Below are 20,507 nucleotides of genomic sequence, written 5' to 3' on the forward strand. Positions count from 1 at the left end.
CATGTCGTACCCCGAGATCCGGCCCCGCCGGCTGCGCCGCAACCCGGCGGTCCGCCGGCTGGTGTCCGAGACCCGGGTCGACCCGGCCGAGCTGGTCGTGCCGATGTTCGTCAAGGAGGGGCTGACCGAGCCCCGGGCCATCGGGTCGCTCCCGGGGGTGCTCCAGCACTCCCGGGACTCGCTGCGCAAGGCGGCGGCCGAGGCGGTCCAGGCCGGTGTCGGTGGGATCATGCTCTTCGGCGTGCCGGAAAAGCGGGACCCGACCGGCTCCGGCGGCATCGATCCGAACGGCATCCTCAACGTCGCCATCCGTGACGTGGTGGCCGAGGTGGGCGACGCCACTGTGGTGATGAGCGACCTGTGCCTCGACGAGTTCACCTCGCACGGGCACTGCGGGCTGCTCACCCACGACGGTGAGGTCGACAACGACTCGACCCTGGGCGCGTACGCCGAGATGGCGGTGGCCCAGGCCGCCGCCGGGGTCGGCATGGTCGGGCCGTCCGGGATGATGGACGGCCAGGTCGGCGTGGTACGCCGGGCCCTCGACGCCGCCGGCTACCAGGACGTCTCCGTGCTGGCGTACGCGGTGAAGTACGCCTCCGCCTTCTACGGCCCGTTCCGGGAGGCGGTGGAGTCGGCGCTGGAGGGCGACCGGCGCACCTATCAGCAGGACCCGGCGAATCTGCGTGAGTCGCTGCGCGAGGTCGCGTTGGACGTGGCCGAGGGCGCGGACCTGGTGATGGTCAAGCCGGCGCTGCCCTACCTCGACGTGGTGTCGGCGGTGCGGGCCGCGGTGGACGTCCCGGTCGCCGCCTACCAGGTCTCCGGGGAGTACGCAATGGTCGAGGCGGCCGCCGCGAACGGCTGGATCGACCGCGAACGGGTGATGCTGGAGACGCTCACCTCGATCAAGCGGGCCGGCGCGCAGGTCATCCTCACCTACTGGGCCGTCGAGGCCGCCGGCCTGCTCCGCCAGCGCTACTGAGCGGCCCCGCCTACGACCGCGTCGGCTGAGCGCGCACCCCTCGTGACGTGCGCGCGGCGAAGCGGGCACCGCACGTGGCCGTGACGGCTGGGCTCCCTGCCGCGTCTGGGGGACTCCTGGCCTAGATGCCGTCTCGGCTGGTTGATCGCTGGCCTAGATGCCGTCTCGGCTGGTGATCCGTGGCCTAGACGCCGTCTCGGCTCGCCGATCCCCGGGCCCGACGCCTCCACCCCAGCCTTTGCTCTGCACCCGCGGATGCGACAGCTACGGAGCGCGACCGGTGCATATCGGGGTGCAGAGCAAAGGCAATGGGTTGGAGATTGGGTTCCTGCTCCCTCGCGCCGAGGGCGTGCTGCTCGATGCCCACGGTTTCGCCGGCCGTGTGGGAGTCACCCTCCCTACGGTGATGGGCGCTCCGGTTGTCCACAGGTCCTTCCGTTGTCCACAGGCCCGCCAATCGGGACTGCGAGGAACGGAGCTAGCCGGGACGGTGACGGCATGAACGACTCACAAACGCCCGCGGATGCAGGAGCATTCAGCGCCGACAGCAGGATCCTCGACGGTCCGAGCCCCAGCATCGCGCTGCGGAAAGTCATACTCAGCGAGCCTCCCGACACCCGATGGCCGGTCGTTGGCATCGTCCGGGCGGTCCGTCGTCACGCCGACCTGAGCCAACGTGAGCTGGCCCGGTGGGCGGGAGTGCACCACGCGACCATCGGCCGCGTCGAGGCCGGTCGGACTGTGCCGAGCATTGAGCTGCTCCGCCGGATAGTCGGGGTCGTCGGATGCCGGCTGGCCGTCGTCGACGAGTTCGGCCGGGTGCTCAGGCCGATGCGGGACTGGGAAGACACGCGCGACGGTGCCGGGCGCCGCTATCCGTCGCACCTGGACACCATCCTCGACCCCGAGCCGGGGGAGTGGTGGGCGGACATCTACGGGCTGGCCCGCCCGCCCGAGACGTTCTACCGCAATCGGGAAGTCCGGGACGCGATGCGGCGGCGCAGCCAATGGGAGGTGCGGGTAGCCAGGCACCGCGGCGATCCGCCGCCACCACAGCTCTGGCGTTACCGCTGACGCGGGATGGACGACGGCCCGCCGCCCCGAGTGGGTTCGGCGGGCCGTCGACGACCACGTCCGTGATCAGTCGTCGTTGGTGATCGTTCCGGTAGCGAGTGGATCAGCCAGCCGCAGGCCGGGCACACCGGCCACCAGCAGCGTCAACTTCTCGTCCGCCTCCCGCTTGCGGTCGCCACGCACCGACACCGGGAACGCCACCGACGTCTGCCCGGCGGCCAACGCCTTGCAGCCGGCGTACGGGTCGAAGTCCGAGCCCACCTGCGCCGTGAGGCCGACGGTGGCGGCGCAGAGCAGCACCGACTGGGACAGCGGCCGAGACACGGTGGCGGTGAAGGTGAGCTGCCGGGTGCCCTGGTTGCCCTCGACCACCGTCGTGTCGGCGACGGTCAACGACGCCCGGGACCGGAACCGCGCCACCTGCGGGTCGTGGTCACTGGAACCCCGCGACCCGTCGCCGGCGAACTCCGCCGGCCAGTCGGCGTTGACGTGCGCCGCCCGCACCTGCACCAGGTCGTCGTAGAACGCGTCGTTGACGAACAGGTGGTCGAGAGTCTGCGCCTGCCCCTCGAAACTGTACGAGTAGGCCGAGGCCGGCGCGTCCGCGACCAGGTTGTCCCACAGGTTGTGCAGGCCCGCCTCGTAGAGCGGGGCGAGCTGATCCGAGGGAGTGGGCTGGCTACCGGTCGCGATGGGATCGTCCGGGCGGGGGAAGACGTTCAGGTCCCCTCCGTAGACCACCCGGGCGGTCTGGTCGGCCACCTCGATCGCGGTGACGATCGCTGCCCCGTAACGCGCCTGCTCCCGCCGCTGCCCGACCCTGCTGTCCGGGCCGGAGGAGTAGTGGTTGCTGAGGGCGTACAGGGTGAACCGTTCGGTCGAGCCGGGCGCTGCGGCCACGCTGAACTTGCCCAACTGCGGGGCACGGGTGAAGACGTTGCTCCCGTCCCGACCGGTCGAGGTGTCCACATCCGCCGGCAACACCGCGTTGAGGGCCTTCGGGTTCTGCACGTCCGCGTTGGCCGGCAAGCCCGCAGAGCGGTACTGAACGGTCGGCGCCGAGCCCAGCAGCGGGTCCGCCGCCGCCGCGGCCGCCAACGACAGCCGGTCCGTGCGGTACAGGAAGGCCGCGGTGATACCGCGGGCGTCCGCGCCGGTCCGGTCATAGGCGGCGGCGTACGCGGGCCCACCGGCCGCCGCGACAGTGAGCGCCAACTCCTGGATGCTGTCCGGAGCGCCATCGGCGTTGTTGGTGTCGCCGCAGCTCAGCGCCGCCCCGGAGATCGTGCAGATGTCCTGGTCCTCGGCCTCCTGCACCAGGATCAGGTCCGGTGCGTGCAGGTCCTTGACGATCTGGTCGGCGAGCGCGGCCAGTTGCTCGCGGTACTCCGCCTCACTGCCCGGGACGTAGTCGAACGGCGGGGCGACCCCCACGCAGCCGGCGTTACCGGCGAAGTCGCAGCCGTCGAACGGATCGTCGCGGTAGTCGTACAGGTTCTCCACGTTGTAGGTGGCCACTGCCACCTCCTGCGACCGGTCGGCAGGCTTCGGCGGGTTGTTCTTCGACGGGTCGGCCCCGGCGGCGAACTCCGCCCGCTCGACCTGGACGCCGTACTTCTCGAACGAGTAGTAGACCCCGCCCACCGCGTCCGCCCGCAGCGTGTCGAAGGTGTGCGCCGGCGGGAGCAGCGCGGCGCTGTCCCCGGCGGTGGCCTTCACTCCCATGCTGCCGAGCAGCGTCCGCTGGCCGTTGCCGTCGTCGAAGCGGCGAATCGGGTCGTTGTCCAGCGGGTGCGAATCACGGAAGACCCGCCGGGAGTATGGGTCGGCGCGGTCCAGCAGCGGATCGTCGCGGTCGATCACCCACAGCTCCGCGTCGGCAGTGGAGGAGAAGACGTCCCGGCCGCTCACCGCGCCGCTGCCCGCGCGTACCCGCATCCGGGAGCCCTCGTGCCGCTCCCAGAAGCGTTGCGCGTCGGTCAGCACGGCCGGTGGCACCGCGTCGGTCACCGCGACAGCGGTGTCCACGGCCAGCCCACCGCCGATCCGGCGGACCAGCGACGCGCCAGAGAGCTGGGTGAAGTTGTAGTACTCCGACACCCGGGCCCGCAGCACCACCTCGTCGCCGACCGTCGGCACGTAACCGCCGATCAGCGACGTGAACGTGCCCATGAACACGAAGATGCCGTCGGAGCTGGTCGGGTCGCCGTCGGTGTCACCAACGCGGCTCTGCAGGAAGAAGCCGTGCTGCTCCGCCCCGGCCGAGGTGCGGGCCAGGGTCAACTGCGTGATCACGCCGCGTACGTCGTACAGGGTGCTGCTCGTGCCGTTGCCGCTCGCCGGCGCGAGCGGTGACCGGTCGCTCGGACCAGACTCGGTGTCGGTGGTCGGACCCTGCACCTCGCCGACGGTCAACTCCCGGGTCACCTGCACGGCCAGCGCGCAGCTCGCGGTGCCACCGCCCGCGTCGGTAGTGGCGAGGGTGACGGTGTACGCCCCGGCGGCGAGGTCGGCGCTCACGCCGACAGTGGCGCGGGCGGTGCCGCCCACCCCGTCGGCGGGGGTGAAATCGGTACGGGTTATCGAGCCGGATGTCGGGCTCGGGCTGACCGCGGTCACCGCCAGGTCGACGATCGTGTCATCGGGGTCGGTGGCGCTCACCTCGCGGCTCGCAGCCGTGCCGGCGGCGGTGACCAGCGGCCCGCCGCAGGTCAGCGTGGCCGGCACGTCGACCGGGCCACCGCCGTCCACCGTGTGCGCGCCCAGCCCGTCGAACGTGTCGACGGGGAAGCCGGCCCATTGTGCGGCGGGGTCGAACGCGTCCGACGGGTCGGTGTCACCCGCGGCCACGCTCGGCAACCGGCGCACTGTGTTGTCGGCAGTGCTGGTGACGCCCGCGCCCCACTCGGTGCCCGGGTCGACGCCCGCCTGGCCGATCGAGTCGAGCACCGTGGTGCCCCGGCGCAGCACTATCGCGTCGTCACCGTTGAAGAGGCTCGCCCCGGTGGTCTGGTCGGCCTGGGCGAGGATGGCGGCCCCGGCCGAGGCGCTGGCGAACACGAACGCGTCACCGGCCGCCACGCTGCCGGTCAGGGCGATAGTGGTGGCCGTGGTGGAGCCGTTGAAGTAGAGCTGCAACTGGTAGCCACCGGCCGCCAGGTCGACGGCGGCGCCCGTGCCGTTGAACAGCTCGATCGCCTTGTTGTTCGACGAACCCTCGACGTACTCCGAGATGAACAGGTCGGTGGGCGCGGCGCTGGCCGCGGTGGGTGCGACGCCGAGCGCCGTGACGGTCACGGCGGCGGTGGCGGTCGCGAGCGCGGCGATTGAGCGGCGCGGGCGCATAGGGCCTCCACGATGGGTGGATGGGGTCAACGCACGTTAAGGTGCGCGACTGTCCACCGTCCATCCCCTAATGGACAGTTTCGTGAATTCCTCAGCGTGGCGGATCGAGGCGGTGCACCAGCTCAGCGACGTCCACGCTGTATTCGCACCAGTCCCGGTCGGTGCGGTAGCCCAGCTCCGCATTGACCTTCAACATCGCCTCGTTGGCCTGCGCGTTCCAGGTCTGCACCTCGATCAGCTCCGGCTCGGCGGAGCGCAACTCCAGCAGCATCCGGGCCTTGATCGCCCGATCGATGCCGTAGCCCCGGTGATCCTGCGCGACGATCGTGTCGTACTGGTCGGCGCGGGTCGGGTGCTGCGCCGGCACCACCACCTCGGTCAGGCCGGCCACCTCGCCGCTCTGCTCGTGGCGGGCGAGCACGATGTAGGGCTTCATGCCCCGCCGGTGCAGCGTGTCGAGGCTGTCCCGCAGCCGCTCCGGGTCGTAGGAGCTGGGGCGCAGCTCACCGTCGTCGACGTCGCGCACCTCGGCCTTGGCCCGCGCGTACGCCTCGATCAGGTCGTCCGGGGGCCCGCCGGGGAAGAACTCCAGCTGGTAGCCCGCCCCGATGCCGGTGGCCATCTCGGCCAGCTCGGCCCAGTCCACCGCCGTCAGGTCGAGCACGCTGCGCGTCTCCACGTACTCGCGGTTGAAGCCGAGCGACTCGTAGAAACCGACCGCCGGTGTGTCGCCGACAACCTCGACCCCGATCGACCGGAAGCCCTCCTGATAGACCCGGCGCGCGGCGAGCAGCACCAGGTCACGGCCGAGGCCGGTGCGCCGGGCGGACGGGTGCACCAGCACCTCGAGCACGCCGATGTCACCCAGAAGGAGTACGTGCACCTGGCCGAGCACCGCGCCCGTGTCGCCCGGGGCGGTCGGCTCGCCCTGTGCGATCCAGGAGATCCGCCGCTCGCCGGGCATCACCTCGGCGAGGTATTCCCGCAGCGAAGCCTCCCGCCAGGGCGGATCCTGCGGCAGGTCGGCCGCCAGGACCGCGTTCAGCGTGGCCAACAGCGACGCGATCTCGGCGGACGACGCGGTCCTGGGGTCCCACTCGCGCACCATCACCCGTCTAGCTTGCCGCTAACAGAGGCCCGGGGGAAGTGTCCAGTTCTCCAACGTATCGAGACGATCACTTCACGACCGACTGGCCCGTCCGTACCGGTTCGCGGTGTCGTAGACGTCCTGGGCGTACCGCCGTACGTCGTTGTAGGAGAGGATCGCGTTCCACCAGTCGCCCGCAATGCTCAGGTTTCGACCGCCCTTGCAGAGGTAGTTTCCCGCTGCCAGGGCCGCGTCGTCCAGGTCGTGCGGGTCCTTGCGGCCGTCGTTGTCCGCGTCCGCGCCGATCTCCTGCCAGGTGGTCGGGATGAACTGCATCGGCCCGATGGCCCGGTCGAGGATCGGGTCCTCGTCCAGCGACCCACGGTCGGTGTCGATGATCCGCATCCGACCCTCCTTCCCGTCCAGCGGCAGCCCGATGATGTTGGGCACCGCCTTGCCGTCCTGCCCCAACCGCGCGCCGTTGGCCGAGCCGTGTCCCGATTCGATCTGACCGATCGCGGCCAGCGTGGTCCAGCTCAGCGCACAGCTGCGGTTGGTCTGGGAGAGCACCAGCTCGGCGTAGCCGTACGCCTGCATGGCGACCGCCGGGACACCGACCTTGGCGCCGACCTGCTGCGCCCAGCCGGCCAGGGCGTCCGACGGTCGGCCACCGATCACCGACCCGGTCGGCAGCCCGTTGCCGGGCAACCCGCCGGAGGGCAGCGGGAGGGTCGGCAGCGGCCCGGTGGGCAGCGGGCTGGTCGGCAGGCCGGACGGCATCCCAGGCGCTGCCACCCCGCTCGGCGTGGCCGAGGCGTCGACAGCGACCGGGCGCGGTGAGCGGATCGCGGCCGGTACGAGCAGCGCTCCCGCCGCGGCGGTCGCGGCCACCAGCGCCAGCAGGAAGACGCCGGGCAGTGTCAACCGACCACTCGGCCGGCGCGCCCAGGCGCGGGTCGCCTGGGCCGCGGCGGCCGCTGCCCGGCGCGGCGGCAGACGTATCGCGTGCGCGAACTGCACCCGCCGTCGGCGGGCCGGGTCGGACGCCGGCACGACCGGGATCTCATCCACAGTGGTCTTCGCCGGATCCGCGGCACCGGTCTTCGCGTCGTCAGCGGGCGTGTCGACGCTCGACGCGCCGGCCGCCTTCGGCGCGGCCGGGCCGCTGGCGCTGCCCGCCTCCGGTTCGTCAGTTTTCGCGTCGTCAGCCTTGGGGGCGTCGGCCTTGACGATGTCGGTTTTCTGATCCTCGGGTTTCGCAGCCTCGGTCTCGAGGTCCTCGGCCTTACCGGTCTCGGCCTTCGCGGAGGGCTTCGCCGCTGGCGGAGCCGGCGTGGTGGCCGGTGGCGTGGTGGCCGGTGGCGTGGTGGCCGGTGGAGTGGTCGGCGCGCCCGCGGAACGCCCGCTCAGCCAGGGGCGGCGGGGGCGTGGCACCTTGCGCACCGGGTCGGGCGCGGCCCCTGAGCCTTCGAGCGGCCCGTCCAGCGGCGCGGCCGGTCGTAACGGTTGCACACGCGTGTCGTCCTCGCCGTCCACCACCTGTCGAGTATCACCCATGCTCCGCGAACCGTCAGATCCACGTACCCTGGGTGGCATGCCCCGGTACGAGTTCCGCTGCCGCGCCTGCGGCGACACCTTCGAGGTCAACCGTTCGATGGCGGCGGCCGGTGAGCCGGCCAGTTGCCCTCAGGGACACGCCGACACGGTCAAGCTTCTTTCCGCGGTCGCGGTCACCGGCCGCAGCGGTGGTGCCCCGGCACCCGCCGCAGGTGGCTGCTGCGGCGGCGCCTGCGGCTGCTGATCGGACCAATTCGCCGCCGCCTGTTGGGCTGGCCTTGCCGGGAGCGGGCCCGAGTGGCACGTTGAGGCGGCACTTGCCCGACCGTTCTCACGATGTGTGATCGTTCGGACTCAGGCAGCATGAACCCGACGTCACGGGCGGAGGTTCCTCGCATGTCGCCACGGATCCAGCTCCCGAGCGGTTGGGTGACCTTCGTATTCACCGATATTGAGGGCTCGACCCGGCTGGCTCAACTACTCGGCCCTGACTACCGCCCGGTGCTCGCCGAGCATCGCCGGCTGCTGCGCCGCACGCTGGCCAGCACCGGCGGCGCGGAGCTGCTGACCGAGGGCGACTCGTTCTTCCTGGCCTTCGAGGAAGCGACAGCGGCGATGACCGCCTGCCTGACCGCCCAGCGGGCACTGTCCAGCCACGACTGGCCCACCCCCGAGGCCGCCCCCCGGGTGCGGATGGGCCTGCACACCGGCTATGCCGAGCCACGCGACGGCGAGTACGCCAGCCCCGAGGTGCACCGGGCCGCCCGGGTGGCGGCCGCCGCGCACGGCGGGCAGGTGCTCTGCACGGCGTCCACCGCCCGTCGGGCCGAGCCGATGCCGCCGGGTGCGACCCTGCTCGACCTGGGCCTGCACCGCCTGCGCGGCTTCGACGACCGGGAACGACTGTTCCAACTGGTCGCGCCGGGTCTGGAGCGGCAGTTCCCTCGGCCCCGCACCGCCGACGCGGTGGCGCACAACCTGCCCACCCAGGTCACGTCGTTCGTCGGCCGGCAGACCGAGCGCATCGAGCTGGGCCTGCTGGTGCGTCAGCACCGCCTGGTCACCGTGCTGGGCGCCGGTGGCGCGGGCAAGACCCGGCTTGCGGTGGAGTTGGCCAGCGGAGTTGTCGAGGCGTACCCGGACGGGGTCTGGTTCGTCGACATCGCCTCGGTGACCGACCCCGGGCTGGTGGCGTTCGCCATCGCCGCCGTGCTCGGCCTGCGTCCCGAGCCCGGTCGGCCGATGCTGGACACCCTCGTCGAGTACGCGGCCGGCCGTCGGATGCTTGTCGTACTGGACACGTGCGACACCCAACCGGCCGCCTGTGCCGAGGTGATCGCGCGGCTGCTGTCCGGCGGTGGCGGCGTACGGGTGCTGGCCACCAGTCGTGAGTCGTTCAGCCTGCCCGGCGAGGTGGTGTGGCGGATTCCGCCGCTCTCGGTCGACCCACGCGCGGACGGCGCGGAGAGCGATGCGGTGGCGCTGCTGCTGGACCGTACGGCGGCGGCTCGCGGTGGTCGGCAGCCCGACCCGGCCGAGTCCGCCGACCTGCGTCGGGTCGTGCAGCGGTTGGACGGCCTGCCGCTCGCCATCGAGCTGGCCGCCGCCCGGCTGCGGGTGCTCTCCGTCGGTCAGCTCGCCGAGCGGCTGGACGACGTCCTCGGCACCCTGGACGCCGGCCGGGAGGACCCGGATCCGCCGCCGGTGGAGCGCGGCTGGTCCGGCAACCAGCAGGACACCGTGGACCTGGTCGCCGCGGCGGCCGGGGCGTCACCGCCCACCCCGGCGAGTCGGGCGGTGCAGCGCTCGGCCACCGAACGGCATCTGACCATGCAGGCCACAGTCACCTGGTCCTACCGGACGTTGGGGCCTCGGGCCGCCCGCCTGCTGCGGTGGCTGGCGGTCTTCACCGCCCCGGTGGATCTGGAGACGGTGGAGTGGCTGCTGGGTGACGATCCGCTGGACCCGCTCTCGGTCCTGGTGGACAAGTCGATGGTGCTGGCCGAGCCGCGTGCCGCCGGCAGCACCTACCGGATGCTCGACCCCATTCGGGCGTACGCGGCGCGTCGGTTGGCCGAGGCGGGCGAGGAGCAGGCCGCTCGGAACCGGCACGTGGCCTGGTCGGCGCACGCGTTGGACCGCGCCCACCTGGGCCAGGACGGTCGGCCCGTGACGCTGTCGTTGTATGCCCTCGACCCACTGGCGGGTGAGCTGCGCGCCGCGCTGCGGTGGTGCGCCACCGGCGGCAGCGCCCGTGCCGGTCTCGGTCTGGCGGGTGGGCTGGACCAGTGGTGGCTGGAGCGGGGCCTGGCCCGCGAGGGGCGGCTGTGGCTGTTCCGGCTGTACGGACGGATCGCGGAGACGGGGGAGCGGATCCCGGAGGCGGAGCTGGCGGCGGCGTACCACATGCATTCGCTGCATGCCAGCGCCGACGGCGAGTTCGCCGAGGAGCTGCGCTACTCCCAGCGGGCGGAGGCAGCGGCCCGGCAGGCCGGCGACGCCGGGTTGTTGGCCCGGGTGCTCGCCGGCAGGGCCGCGCCGCTGGTCGACATGGGGCAGTTCGTCGAGGCCGAGCGGGTGTGCCGGGAGGTCATCGACTGGGCGCACGGGCAGGACGTGGTCGGCGAGGCGCTGTTCGCGGTCTTCAGCCTGGCCGAGCTGCTCTGGCGGCGGGGCGCCCTGGAGGAGGCTGCGGAGTTGCTGGGCGCGGTGCGTCCGGTGGAGGCGGCCCGGCCCGTGGAGCGGGGCCGGCGTTCGGTGGACATGCTGCTCGGCATGGTCGCGCTGGCCCGTGGCGACGTGATCGCCGCACACGAGCATCTGCTGGTGGCGCTGCGCTCCCGGATGGGCCACGGCTACCACGGGCGGGCCTGCGACACCTTGAACGCGATCGCGGTGCGTTGCGCGATCGGTGGGGAGCGGTTGACCGCCGCCCGCCTGTTCGGGGCCGCGCAGGCCACCCGGGCGAGCATGCGTGCCACCCCCGGCATCTTCGGCGGTTACTGGGCCGAGCAGCAGGGGGAGTTGCGCGCCGTGCTGGGCGACGCGGCCTTCGACGACGCGTACGGCGAGGGTGCGGAGCTGGGGCTGGACGAGGCTGCGGCGCTGGCACTCGACGTGGAACACCCGGACCTGGCTGCGGACTCGACCCGCTTCAGCACCGGCCTGTCCCAACCAACCCCCCGCCGTCCCGCCGACCCCGACCGTCACCCAGCCACAAGAACCGAACGCGCCTAACCCACCCACCCCACGCCCCGCCCCACCCTGCCCCGCCCCCCACCCTTGTTGATCAAGAGATTTGCGTCAGGAAACGCGCTCCCGATGACCGAAACCTCTTGATCAACGCGGGTGGGTGGGCGTGGGCGTGGGCGTGGGCGTGGGGGGTTAGCGGGGGGCGGCGTTGGCTTCGGCTTGGGTCTTCATTCGGGCGGCGCGGTCGATGTCGGCCTGCTGGACGGCCGCTACCGAGCCGAAGATGCTGACCGCCTGGTAGTAGGTCCAGGCCAGGCTGTAGCAGGCCGGCCGGACGACCGAGTTGTACGTGGTGCAGACGCGCTTCAGGTCTTCGTAGAAGGCGCTGTCGAGGCGGGACTTGTTGGCGGAGAACTGGCCGACCGCCTTGTAGTTGCGGTAGCCGAAGTCGTGCCGGTAGCAGCCCAGGTTGAAGGTGAAGCCGAGCGGGTTGTCCGGGCTGGACGAGCAGTAGTCGGTGGACCAGTTGAAGTTGTACTCGGCCCAGGGTGCCCGGTTGACCCGGGCGCTGTTCCACGAGTTGTAGCTGGACGCGCTGGTCTGGGTCCAACTGGACAGCACGGAGAGTCGTTGGGCGGGGGTGACGGCGGCGGCGGGGGAGGCGATGGCGAGGGTGGCGAGCAGCGCTAACGCGCCCGAGGCGATCAGGGTGGTGAGACGTCGGGGCACTGGTTACCTCCGCGGGGGTGGGCGGGTTGGGACGGAAGTTACCGGCGGGTTACCGGATGTCGATGAGTGTCGATCAGCTGATCAACTAGGCGGTATGCGCATCGCCAACTATTGGTGACATACGTTGAAACAGACGAATGCCCCGGACGCGCGAGGCGGCCGGGGCATTCGCAGAAGCGGGTCAGCGCAGGGCGAACGCCGGCGGGCTGGCGGGGCTCTCGTTTGCCGACCGGTCCAGTGCGGTCAGCTGGTAGGTGTAGCGCCGACCGGGCTCGGCCGAGGTGTCCACCCAAGACTGGACGTTGCCGGGCGTGGCCCGGACGGTGGCGACCAGGTGCGCGGCGTCGGCAGTGGCGCACCGGCCGGGCAGCGTGGTGCCGTCGAACCGGTAGATCGCGTACGAGGTGGCGGTGCCGAGCGGGCCGACGCCGTCGGCGGGTTGCCGCCAGGTGAGCCGGACTCCGTCGGCCTGCCGGGTCGCCTTGCTGACCACCGGGAAGAGCAGCGGCCGGGCCGGCAGGTGGGGCATGGTCGGCACCAGCGCCGGGCGGGAGTAGTGCTCGCCCGCGTAGATGTCGGTGGCGCCGAGGCGGTTGGCCCGCACCTGCACCGCTGAGAAGTGCACGTTGCCCCGCACCTCCGGGTACGACCGGTTGAGCGTCAGGTGGTCGGACAGCTCACGCGGGTTCTGCCAGTACGGCCCGTACGCCGGGTCGCCGCTCTTGTAGTCGGCCTGACCGATGTAGAGCTGCACGCGGGTGCCGCGCACCGTCTCGGCCCACCACGGCACGAGGCGCGCGTAGTCGGCGGCCGGGTACTGGCCGATGTACCAGTAGAGCTGCGGCACCACGTAGTCGATCCACTCCTGCTTGATCCACGTGCGGGTGTCGGCGGAGATGATGTCGTACGACTGGCTGCCTGTGGTGTCCGAACCGAGCGGGTCGGCGGTCTTGTTGCGCCAGATGCCGAACGGGCTGACGCCGAACTTCACCCACGGCTTCGCCGCCTTGATCTTGCCGTTCATCTCCTGGATCAGCAGGTTGATGTTGTCCCGCCGCCAGTCGGCCCGGTCGGTGAAGCCCCGGTTGTGGGCCGCGAAGGTCGCCTCGTCAGGCACCTGGTACGTGCCGCTGGGGTAGGGGTAGAAGTAGTCGTCGAAGTGGACGCCGTCGATGTCGTACCGCTTGACGGCGTCCATCATGGCGGTCTGGACGAACTCGCGGACCTCGGGAATCCCGGGGTTGTAGTAGAGCCGGCTGCCGGCCACGCCGGCCGGTGGGTAGGCGAAGGTCCAGTCAGGGTGCTGCTGGGCCGGGTGGCCGGGGGCGAGCTGGGTCAGGTCGGCGCCGGCGCCGCCGGGGGCCGGCATCGAGACGCGGTACGGGTTGAACCAGGCGTGGAACTCGAGGTTCCGCTTGTGCGACTCGTCGACCAGGAAGGCCAGCGGGTCCCAGCCCGGGTCCTGGCCGCGTACCCCGGTCAGGTATTCCGACCAGGGCTCGTACGGCGAGGGCCAGAGCGCGTCGGCGGTGGGCCGGACCTGCACCACGACGGCGTTGTGGTGCAGTCGTCCGGCCAGGTCGAGCAGCTCGCGGTACTCGGCCTGCTGGGCCGCGACCCGGTCCGGGTCGGTCTGGGACGCCTTGCTGGGCCAGTCGATGTTGACCACCGACGAGATCCACATGGCCCGGAACTGCCGTTTCGGGGTGGCCGGGTCGGTGGCGCAGGTGGTGGTGCTGTCGGCCGCGCTGGGTGCGGCGCTCGCGGGGGTGGCGGTGACGAACGTGCCGAGCAGTGCTGCGACCAGCCCGGCGACTCCGAATCGGGTCAATTTCATGCGGTCTGTCCCTTCGTTGGGGCTCCCGGATGTTTCGCGCGGTGCGCGGCAAGATTCGCCGTCGATGTCCGCGTTGCTGGTAGGAAATTTTCACAATCTGGCCACCGCCGCAAGAGTTCGTGGTTGACCAATCGCGCCGGTGGGTAGCAACGGCGGTCACCGGCCGCCACGGAGGTGGTCGCACGGTGGGAGGGGTGACCGGGTGTCCGTGCTGCGCACAAAACCAATCAAGGACGTGATAGCCCAAGGTGAGGCGGACGGCAGCGACGGCCAGTTGGGGCTGAAGCGACGGCTCGGCGCGGTCGACCTCACCGGCTTCGGCATCGGCATCGTGATCGGCACCGGCATCTTCACCCTCACCGGGATCGAGGCCCGGGACAGCGCCGGACCGGGCGTGGTGATCTCCTTCGCCATCGCCGGCGTGGTGGCCCTGCTCGCCGCCCTCTGCTACGCCGAGCTGGCGTCCAGCGTGCCGACCGCCGGCAGCGCCTACACCTACGCGTACGCCACGATGGGCGAGATCGTCGCCTGGATCATCGGCTGGGACCTGCTGCTGGAGTTCGCGCTCGGCGCCGCCGTGGTGGCCCGAGGCTGGTCCGGCTACCTCGCCGAACTGCTCGACCTGCCGACCCGCTGGTTCGGCGAGGAGGGCAGCACCGTCAACGTGGGCGCCATCGCCATCGTGCTGATCCTCGGCATCGTGGCGATCGTCGGCATCCGCGAATCTGCCCGGATCACCAACCTGCTGGTGCTGGTCAAGGTGGCCATCTGCGTCTTCGTGGTGGTAGCCGGGCTGTTCTTCGTCAAGGCCGCCAACCTCACCCCGTTCATCCCGCCGGCCGAGCCCGCCGGGAGCGGCGACGACGGCATCAAGCAGCCGGTCACGCAGGCGCTCTTCGGGCTGGAGCCGTCGGTCTTCGGCTTCGTCGGGGTGCTCAGCGCCGCCGCGGTGGTCTTCTTCGCGTACACCGGCTTCGAGGCCGTGGCCAACCTGGGCGAGGAGACGCGCAAGCCCAAGCGGGACCTCACCCTGGGTCTGCTCGGCACGCTGCTGATCTCCACGGTTCTCTACATCGGCGTTTCGCTGGTGGTGGTCGGGATGGTGCCGTACACCGAGATCGACCGGGGCGCCCCGATCGCGTCGGCCTTCGAGTCGGTCGGCGCGGGCTGGGCGGCCGTGCTGGTCTCCATCGCCGCGGTCGCGGGCCTGACCAGCGTCATCCTGGTCGACCTGGTGGCGATGGGCCGGATCGGCTTCGCCATCGCCCGGGACGGGTTGATTCCGCCCTCGATCGCGAAGGTGCACCCGCGCTGGGGCACCCCGTACCGGATCTCGGCGATCATGACGGTGGCGGTCGCGCTGCTGGCCGGCTTCCTGCCGCTGTCGGCGCTGGCCGACCTGGTCAGCATCGGCGCGCTCTGCGCGTTCGTCCTCGTGTCGGTGGCGGTGCCGATCCTGCGCCGCAAGCGGCCCGACCTGGAGCGGCCGTTCCGGGTGCCGTTTTCACCGGTGCTGCCGATCGTCTCGGCGTTGGCCTGTTTCTACCTGATGCTCAACCTGTCGGTGGAGACGTGGCTGCGGTTCCTGGCGTGGATGCTGCTCGGCGCGTTGATCTACTTCGGCTACGGCCACCGCCGCAACCGGCTGGCCCAGCACGAGCCCGCCGTCGCCCCGGCGCCTCGGGGGCCGAGCGCCGACAGCTGATTCGACGGGACAGGGAAGGGCCCCTCGCGACGGCAAGGGGCCCTTCCCTCATCGTTTGTGCACCGTCGCGGAGAAGCCGCTGACGGTATGGTGCGCCCGTCACCTCGGGGAGGTTGCGGCGTGCGACACAGACTCAAGGACGTGGCCGAACGGGCCGGCGTCTCCGTCAAGACCGTCTCCAACGTCGTGAACGGCCACGTGCACGTGCGACCGGACACCCGTGCCCGGGTCGAGGAAGCGATCGTCGAACTCAACTACCGGCCCAACCTCTCCGCCCGCCACCTCCGCAAGGGACGCACCGGCGTCATCGCGCTGGCGGTTCCGGAACTGGACATCCCGTACTTCGCCGAACTGGCCCGTCACGTGGTCACCGCTGCCGCCGAGCACGGCTGGACGGTGCTCATCGACCAGACCGGCGGCCGGCGTGGCCAGGAACGGGTGCTTGCCTCCGGTATCACCGACCACCTGATCGACGGGCTCATCCTCAGTCCGTTGGCGCTCACCGCGGCGGACCTGGCCGGTCTGGACGGCACCCCGATGGTGCTGCTCGGCGAGCGGATCGAACACTGCCCGGCGGACCGCGTGGTGATCGACAACGTGGCAGCGGCCCGGGAGATCACCAGCCACCTGATCGAGTTGGGTCGCCGTCGGATCGCTGCCGTCGGCGCGCAGCGCACCGACGAGGGAGCCAGCGGCCGGCTGCGTCTGACCGGCTACCGCGATGCGCTGCGCGTCGCCGGCCTCGACCACGACCAGGACCTGGTGGCGTCCGCGCCGGCCTGGCACCGCGCCGACGGCGCGGCCGCGATGCGCGGCCTGCTCACCTCCGGGGTACGCCCCGACGCCGTCTTCTGCCTCAACGACACGCTGGCCCTCGGTGCCCTGCGGGCACTGCACGAGGCCGGCCTGCGGGTGCCCGAGGACGTGGCGGTGGCCGGCTTCGACGACATCGAGGACGGCAGGTTCGCCACCCCGACGTTGAGCACCGTCGCCCCGGACAAGGAGCAGGTCGCCCGCCTGGCCGTCCAACTCCTCGCCGACCGCCTGGACGGTGACCCCACAGTCCCCGCCCGGGAACTCCGCGCCCCCTACCGCCTGGAACTGCGCGAATCCACAGGGACCCGCTAGTCGAAGAAGCGGGCCAGGTGGGACTGCGGCGCCGGGTCGGCGTCCGGGGGGAGGGGCGTCAGGTCGGCGAAGATCGAGGCGCCGTCGCAGCCCGCGTGCAGTGGGTACCAGCGCGGTGTGCCCGGTGGCCGCAGTTGGCAGATCCCCTTGAACGTCTGCACGTCCATCAGCCGGACGTGGGTCGGGTCGGCCACCGCGTTCACGTGCCCCCACCAGGGGCTCATCACGTGCAGCACCCCACCGGGGCGGAGCACTCGATGACACTCGTCGACCAGCGGCAGAAAGTCGATCAGGTGCTCCAGGATGTGCACCGCGAAGAGGACGTCCACCGAGTTGTCGGCGAGCGGCAACGAGCCGGACAGGTCCGCCACGGCATCCACGCCGGGTGCCGGGTAGATGTCCAGCCCCAGGTTGCTCGACCACTGTTTGGTCGGCCCACAACCGAGGTCCACCACCACCGGCGCCCGCCCGCCGATGCCGACCCGGCACCAGACGCCGTAGACACCGGCCAGTTGCCCCACCAGGTCCCGCACCAGCCGTAGCTGGGCGGGATCGGCCACGTCGCCGCTCAGATGGGCCACCCCCCGGTCGAACCGCGCCTCGACCGCCAGGTCCCGCAACCGATCATCATGGCGGACCTGGTCCGTCCACGCCTGGGCGAGGAAATTGTCTATCGCCCGCAGCCGGTCGGCCGAGGGCGGAGTCTGTGCCAAAGCGACCATTCGGGCCACCTCCCGCCGCGCGATACCCGCAATCGCGCCCGTTATGCCCCGCTCGTCCGCCTGGTCGGCGTGGCCCACGCAACCATTCGGCGGCGTGTCGCAGCCTGGCGGACACCTGTCCCAGGCTCGGCCCGCATCGCTGGCCACCGAACGCCCAAGCGGCCACGCGCCCACCGCGCCCACCGCGGCCGGTCGGCTGGGCGTCGAGCGGTCGGGTCAGCCGGAGAGGGTGCGGCGGCCTCCGCGCATCCGCTGGCGAGGCGGCGGGTCGGCGGGCTTCGGCCGCTTGAGGTGGTAGCGGTGCAGTTCGTGGTTGCCGGGCAGGGACGGGTCCTCGCTCATCGCGACCAACTCCCAACCCTGGTCACCGGCCCGGTTCAGGTGAGCCAGCGAGGTGTCGCCGTACGGCGTCACGTCGACCATCGAGCCGTCCGGCCCGTACCAGACGAAGACGACCTCCCAGCCGAGGTCGTTGGTCGCCGCCTGGCGGCGGCGGACCAGCAGGGCGTACTCCCACTTGAGCATGGCGTCATTCTCACCCCGCGCCGGCCCGCGGGCACGGATCAATCCTCGGCGATCCGCCCGGCGTCGACCCGCAGTCGCCGGTTGGTCTCGATGGCGGCCAGCATCCGCCGGTCGTGGGTGACCAGCAACAGCGTTCCGGGGTAGCTGGCCAGCGCCGATTCGAGCTGCTCGATGGCGGGCAGGTCCAGGTGGTTGGTGGGCTCGTCCAGCACCAGCAGATTGACCCCGCGGCCCTGCAGCAGGGCCAGCGCGGCCCGGGTCCGCTCACCGGGGGAGAGGGTGGCCGCCGGTCGGGGCACGTGCGCCGCCCGCAGGCCGAACTTGGCCAGCAGGGTCCGCGCGTCCGCCGGCGACAGATGGGGTACGGCCGCCTCGAACGCGTCGATCAGCGGCACGTCGCCGAGGAACAGCCCGCGGGCCTGGTCCACCTCGCCGACCACCACGCCGGGCCCGAGCGAGGCGGTGCCGGCGTCCAGCGGCAGCCGGCCCAGCAGCGCGGCCAACAGGGTGGACTTGCCCGAGCCGTTCGCCCCGGTCACCGCGACCCGGTCCGCCCAGTCGATCTGGAGGTCGACCGGGCCGAGGGTGAAGCCACCACGGCGTACCACCGCTCCGCGCAGCGTGGCCACGACGGCGCCGGCGCGGGGTGCGGCGGCGATCTCCATCCGCAGCTCCCACTCCTTGCGGGGCTCCTCGACCACGTCGAGCCGTTCGATCAGCCGTTCGGTCTGCTTGGCCTTGGCGGCCTGCTTCTCGCTCGACTCGCTGCGGAACTTGCGGCCGATCTTGTCGTTGTCGGTGGCCTTGCGGCGGGCGTTCCGCACGCCCTTCTCCATCCACCCACGCTGGGTGCGGGCCCGAGCCTCCAGCCCGGCCTTCGTGTCGGCGTACTCCTCGAAGTCCGCGCGCGCGTGCCGGCGGGCCACCTCGCGCTCCTCCAGGTAGGCCGCGTAGCCGCCGCCGTAGTGGTTCACCTGCTGCTGCGCCAGGTCCAGCTCCAGCACCCGGGTCACCGTGCGGGTGAGGAACTCCCGGTCGTGGCTGACCAGCACCGTGCCGGCCCGCAGACTGGTGACGAACTCCTCCAGCCGCTCCAACCCGGCCAGGTCCAGGTCGTTCGTCGGCTCGTCGAGCAGGAACACGTCGTACCGGCTGAGCAGCAGCGACGCGAGCCCGGCCCGGGCCGCCTGGCCCCCGGAGAGCCCTGTCGTCGGGTGGTCCAGGTCGACGGCGAGCCCCAGGTCGGCGCTCACCTGCTCGGCGCGTTCGTCCAGATCCGCGCCGCCGAGGGCGAGCCAGCGCTCCAGCGCGTCGCCGTACGCGTCGTCGGCACCGGCCGCCCCGGCGGTCAGCGCCTCGGTCGCCGCGTCCAACGCCGCCTGCGCGGCGGTCACCCCGGTCCGGCGGGCCAGGAAGTCCCGCACCGTCTCGCCCGGCCGCCGTTCCGGCTCCTGCGGCAGGTGGCCGACGCTCGCGGTGGGCGGGCTGAGTCGCACGCTGCCGGCCTCGACCGGCAACAACCCGGCGAGGGTACGCAGCAGCGTCGACTTGCCGGCCCCGTTCGGCCCGACCAGCCCGACCACGTCGCCGGGGGCGACCACCAGGTCCAGTCCGGCGAACAGCGGGCGGTCGCCGTGCCCGGCGGCCAGGTCCTTGACGATCATCGTGGCGCTCATTAGAACGGCAGCCTATCCGGCCGCCCGCATACGACCGGCCGGCAGCGGGCAGACTCAGCGACGTGGTGACCACACTGGCGATCGACTGTGGCGGCGGGGGCATCAAGGCGTCCGTGCTCGACGAGGCGGGAACGATGCGGGCCCGGCCGTTGCGGGTGCCCACCCCGTACCCGTTGCCGCCCGCGCTGTTTGTCCGGACCCTGCTGGATCTCGGCGGACGCCTGCCGACGGCGGACCGGATCACTGTCGGCGTACCGGGGATGATCCGACACGGAGTGGTAGTGAGCACCCCGCACTACGTGACCCGCAACGGCCCCCGCACCCGGGTCGACCCGGACCTGCTCGCCGAGTGGTCCGGTTGGGACGCCCGCGGCGCGCTGGCCGACGCGTTCGGGGTGCCGGCGCTGGTGCTCAACGACGCCGAGGTGCACGGCGCCGGAGTGGTCGCCGGCACCGGCTGCGAGCTGGTGCTGACCCTGGGGACGGGGCTGGGCAGCGCACTCTTCGACGGCGGGGTGCTCGCACCGCACCTGGAGCTGTCGCACGCGCCGGTGCGCTGGGGCACCACCTACGACACGTACGTCGGCGAGCCGGAGCGGCGGCGGCTTGGCGACGCCTTCTGGTCCCGCCGGATCCGCCAGGTGGTGGACGGGCTGCGCCCGGTGTTCCGCTGGGACCGGCTCTACCTGGGCGGGGGCAACTCCCGGCTGATCCGCCCCGAGCAACTGGCCCGGATGGGCGACGACGTGGTGGTGGTGCCGAACACCGCCGGAATCGTCGGCGGTGTCCGCGCCTGGGAACTTTCCGCCGGACGCCGGGACGCCCGCACCTGACCCTTCGGCGCCCGTCGGCGGCCTTCGGCGGCCCGAACTGACCCGATCTCGACCCCGGGAACAGTCGCCAAACGTCCGGTGTTGTGCCAGCGTCGGAACAGGTGACGGTGCG

General features: G+C 71.8%; 15 protein-coding genes. 7 read left to right on the forward strand and 8 right to left on the reverse strand.

Annotated features, from left to right (window positions below; genetic code table 11):
- The first annotated feature begins 1 nt into the window (after position 1).
- Both hemB and OG992_RS23955 read left to right on the forward strand, forming a co-directional pair.
- Positions 2–985, forward strand: a complete 984-nt coding sequence (gene hemB / locus OG992_RS23950) for a porphobilinogen synthase (RefSeq protein WP_266304363.1) — start codon at positions 2–4, stop codon at positions 983–985.
- A gap of 498 nt (positions 986–1,483) precedes the next feature.
- Complete coding sequence (locus tag OG992_RS23955; protein WP_266304364.1) at positions 1,484–2,059, forward strand: helix-turn-helix transcriptional regulator; 576 nt, start codon at positions 1,484–1,486, stop codon at positions 2,057–2,059.
- Positions 2,060–2,125: 66 nt separating this feature from the next.
- Here the strand turns inward: OG992_RS23955 and OG992_RS23960 are convergent, their stop codons facing one another.
- The 3 genes from OG992_RS23960 to OG992_RS23970 form a co-directional block, all read right to left on the reverse strand.
- Entirely contained in the window at positions 2,126–5,404 is a 3,279-nt protein-coding gene (locus OG992_RS23960) for a lamin tail domain-containing protein (protein ID WP_266304365.1), read from the reverse strand.
- 91 nt (positions 5,405–5,495) lie between these two features.
- Complete coding sequence (locus tag OG992_RS23965; protein WP_266305266.1) at positions 5,496–6,512, reverse strand: GNAT family N-acetyltransferase; 1,017 nt, start codon at positions 6,510–6,512, stop codon at positions 5,496–5,498.
- 72 nt (positions 6,513–6,584) lie between these two features.
- Positions 6,585–8,030, reverse strand: coding sequence for a lytic transglycosylase domain-containing protein (locus OG992_RS23970; protein WP_266305267.1), 1,446 nt, complete (start codon positions 8,028–8,030; stop codon positions 6,585–6,587).
- Between the two features lie 55 nt (positions 8,031–8,085).
- Between OG992_RS23970 and OG992_RS23975 the strand changes: the two genes are divergently transcribed.
- Positions 8,086–8,292, forward strand: a complete 207-nt coding sequence (locus OG992_RS23975) for a zinc ribbon domain-containing protein (protein WP_266304366.1) — start codon at positions 8,086–8,088, stop codon at positions 8,290–8,292.
- Between the two features lie 152 nt (positions 8,293–8,444).
- Complete coding sequence (locus OG992_RS23980; RefSeq protein ID WP_238684543.1) at positions 8,445–11,285, forward strand: adenylate/guanylate cyclase domain-containing protein; 2,841 nt, start codon at positions 8,445–8,447, stop codon at positions 11,283–11,285.
- Between the two features lie 147 nt (positions 11,286–11,432).
- Here the strand turns inward: OG992_RS23980 and OG992_RS23985 are convergent, their stop codons facing one another.
- Positions 11,433–11,969, reverse strand: coding sequence for a phospholipase (locus OG992_RS23985; RefSeq protein WP_266304367.1), 537 nt, complete (start codon positions 11,967–11,969; stop codon positions 11,433–11,435).
- Between the two features lie 181 nt (positions 11,970–12,150).
- Positions 12,151–13,806 carry a glycoside hydrolase family 10 protein gene (locus OG992_RS23990; RefSeq protein ID WP_266304368.1) on the reverse strand — a complete coding sequence of 552 codons (1,656 nt, stop codon included), beginning with the start codon at positions 13,804–13,806 and terminating at the stop codon, positions 12,151–12,153.
- 202 nt (positions 13,807–14,008) lie between these two features.
- On the opposite strand from OG992_RS23990, the gene OG992_RS23995 reads away from it, so the two are divergent.
- Together OG992_RS23995 and OG992_RS24000 are read left to right on the forward strand one after the other, a co-directional pair.
- Positions 14,009–15,511 (forward strand): amino acid permease, encoded by a 1,503-nt coding sequence (locus OG992_RS23995; protein WP_266304369.1) that lies wholly within the window; start codon positions 14,009–14,011, stop codon positions 15,509–15,511.
- Positions 15,512–15,631: 120 nt separating this feature from the next.
- Entirely contained in the window at positions 15,632–16,639 is a 1,008-nt protein-coding gene (locus tag OG992_RS24000) for a LacI family DNA-binding transcriptional regulator (protein ID WP_266304370.1), read from the forward strand.
- Here OG992_RS24000 and OG992_RS24005 read toward each other — a convergent pair.
- The 3 genes from OG992_RS24005 to OG992_RS24015 form a co-directional block, all read right to left on the reverse strand.
- Complete coding sequence (locus OG992_RS24005; RefSeq protein WP_238684548.1) at positions 16,636–17,361, reverse strand: methyltransferase domain-containing protein; 726 nt, start codon at positions 17,359–17,361, stop codon at positions 16,636–16,638. The two genes, OG992_RS24000 and OG992_RS24005, sit on opposite strands and share 4 nt — an antisense overlap.
- Positions 17,362–17,577: 216 nt before the next feature.
- Positions 17,578–17,886: a hypothetical protein gene (locus OG992_RS24010; RefSeq protein ID WP_124822832.1), complete on the reverse strand. Its 309-nt coding sequence runs from the start codon at positions 17,884–17,886 to the stop codon at positions 17,578–17,580.
- A 38-nt stretch (positions 17,887–17,924) separates the two neighbouring features.
- Positions 17,925–19,562, reverse strand: coding sequence for an ABC-F family ATP-binding cassette domain-containing protein (locus tag OG992_RS24015; protein WP_266304371.1), 1,638 nt, complete (start codon positions 19,560–19,562; stop codon positions 17,925–17,927).
- A gap of 62 nt (positions 19,563–19,624) precedes the next feature.
- Here OG992_RS24015 and OG992_RS24020 point away from each other — a divergent pair, with 62 nt between their 5' ends.
- Positions 19,625–20,395 carry an ROK family protein gene (locus OG992_RS24020; RefSeq protein ID WP_266304372.1) on the forward strand — a complete coding sequence of 257 codons (771 nt, stop codon included), beginning with the start codon at positions 19,625–19,627 and terminating at the stop codon, positions 20,393–20,395.
- Positions 20,396–20,507 lie beyond the last annotated feature (112 nt).

The sequence above is a fragment of the Micromonospora sp. NBC_00362 genome, from assembly GCF_026342155.1.
GTDB classification, from domain to species: domain Bacteria; phylum Actinomycetota; class Actinomycetes; order Mycobacteriales; family Micromonosporaceae; genus Micromonospora; species Micromonospora hortensis.

Excerpts from the sequence above, each read along its gene's own strand:
- OG992_RS23975 (WP_266304366.1), top strand. The coding sequence starts at position 8,086 with ATGCCCCGGTACGAGTTCCGCTGCCGCGCCTGCGGCGACACCTTCGAG.
- OG992_RS24010 (WP_124822832.1), bottom strand. The coding sequence starts at position 17,886 with ATGCTCAAGTGGGAGTACGCCCTGCTGGTCCGCCGCCGCCAGGCGGCG.
- OG992_RS23960 (WP_266304365.1), bottom strand. The coding sequence starts at position 5,404 with ATGCGCCCGCGCCGCTCAATCGCCGCGCTCGCGACCGCCACCGCCGCC.
- OG992_RS24005 (WP_238684548.1), bottom strand. The coding sequence starts at position 17,361 with ATGGTCGCTTTGGCACAGACTCCGCCCTCGGCCGACCGGCTGCGGGCG.
- OG992_RS24015 (WP_266304371.1), bottom strand. The coding sequence starts at position 19,562 with ATGAGCGCCACGATGATCGTCAAGGACCTGGCCGCCGGGCACGGCGAC.
- hemB (WP_266304363.1), top strand. The coding sequence starts at position 2 with ATGTCGTACCCCGAGATCCGGCCCCGCCGGCTGCGCCGCAACCCGGCG.
- OG992_RS23990 (WP_266304368.1), bottom strand. The coding sequence starts at position 13,806 with ATGAAATTGACCCGATTCGGAGTCGCCGGGCTGGTCGCAGCACTGCTC.
- OG992_RS23955 (WP_266304364.1), top strand. The coding sequence starts at position 1,484 with ATGAACGACTCACAAACGCCCGCGGATGCAGGAGCATTCAGCGCCGAC.
- OG992_RS23965 (WP_266305266.1), bottom strand. The coding sequence starts at position 6,512 with ATGGTGCGCGAGTGGGACCCCAGGACCGCGTCGTCCGCCGAGATCGCG.
- OG992_RS23980 (WP_238684543.1), top strand. The coding sequence starts at position 8,445 with ATGTCGCCACGGATCCAGCTCCCGAGCGGTTGGGTGACCTTCGTATTC.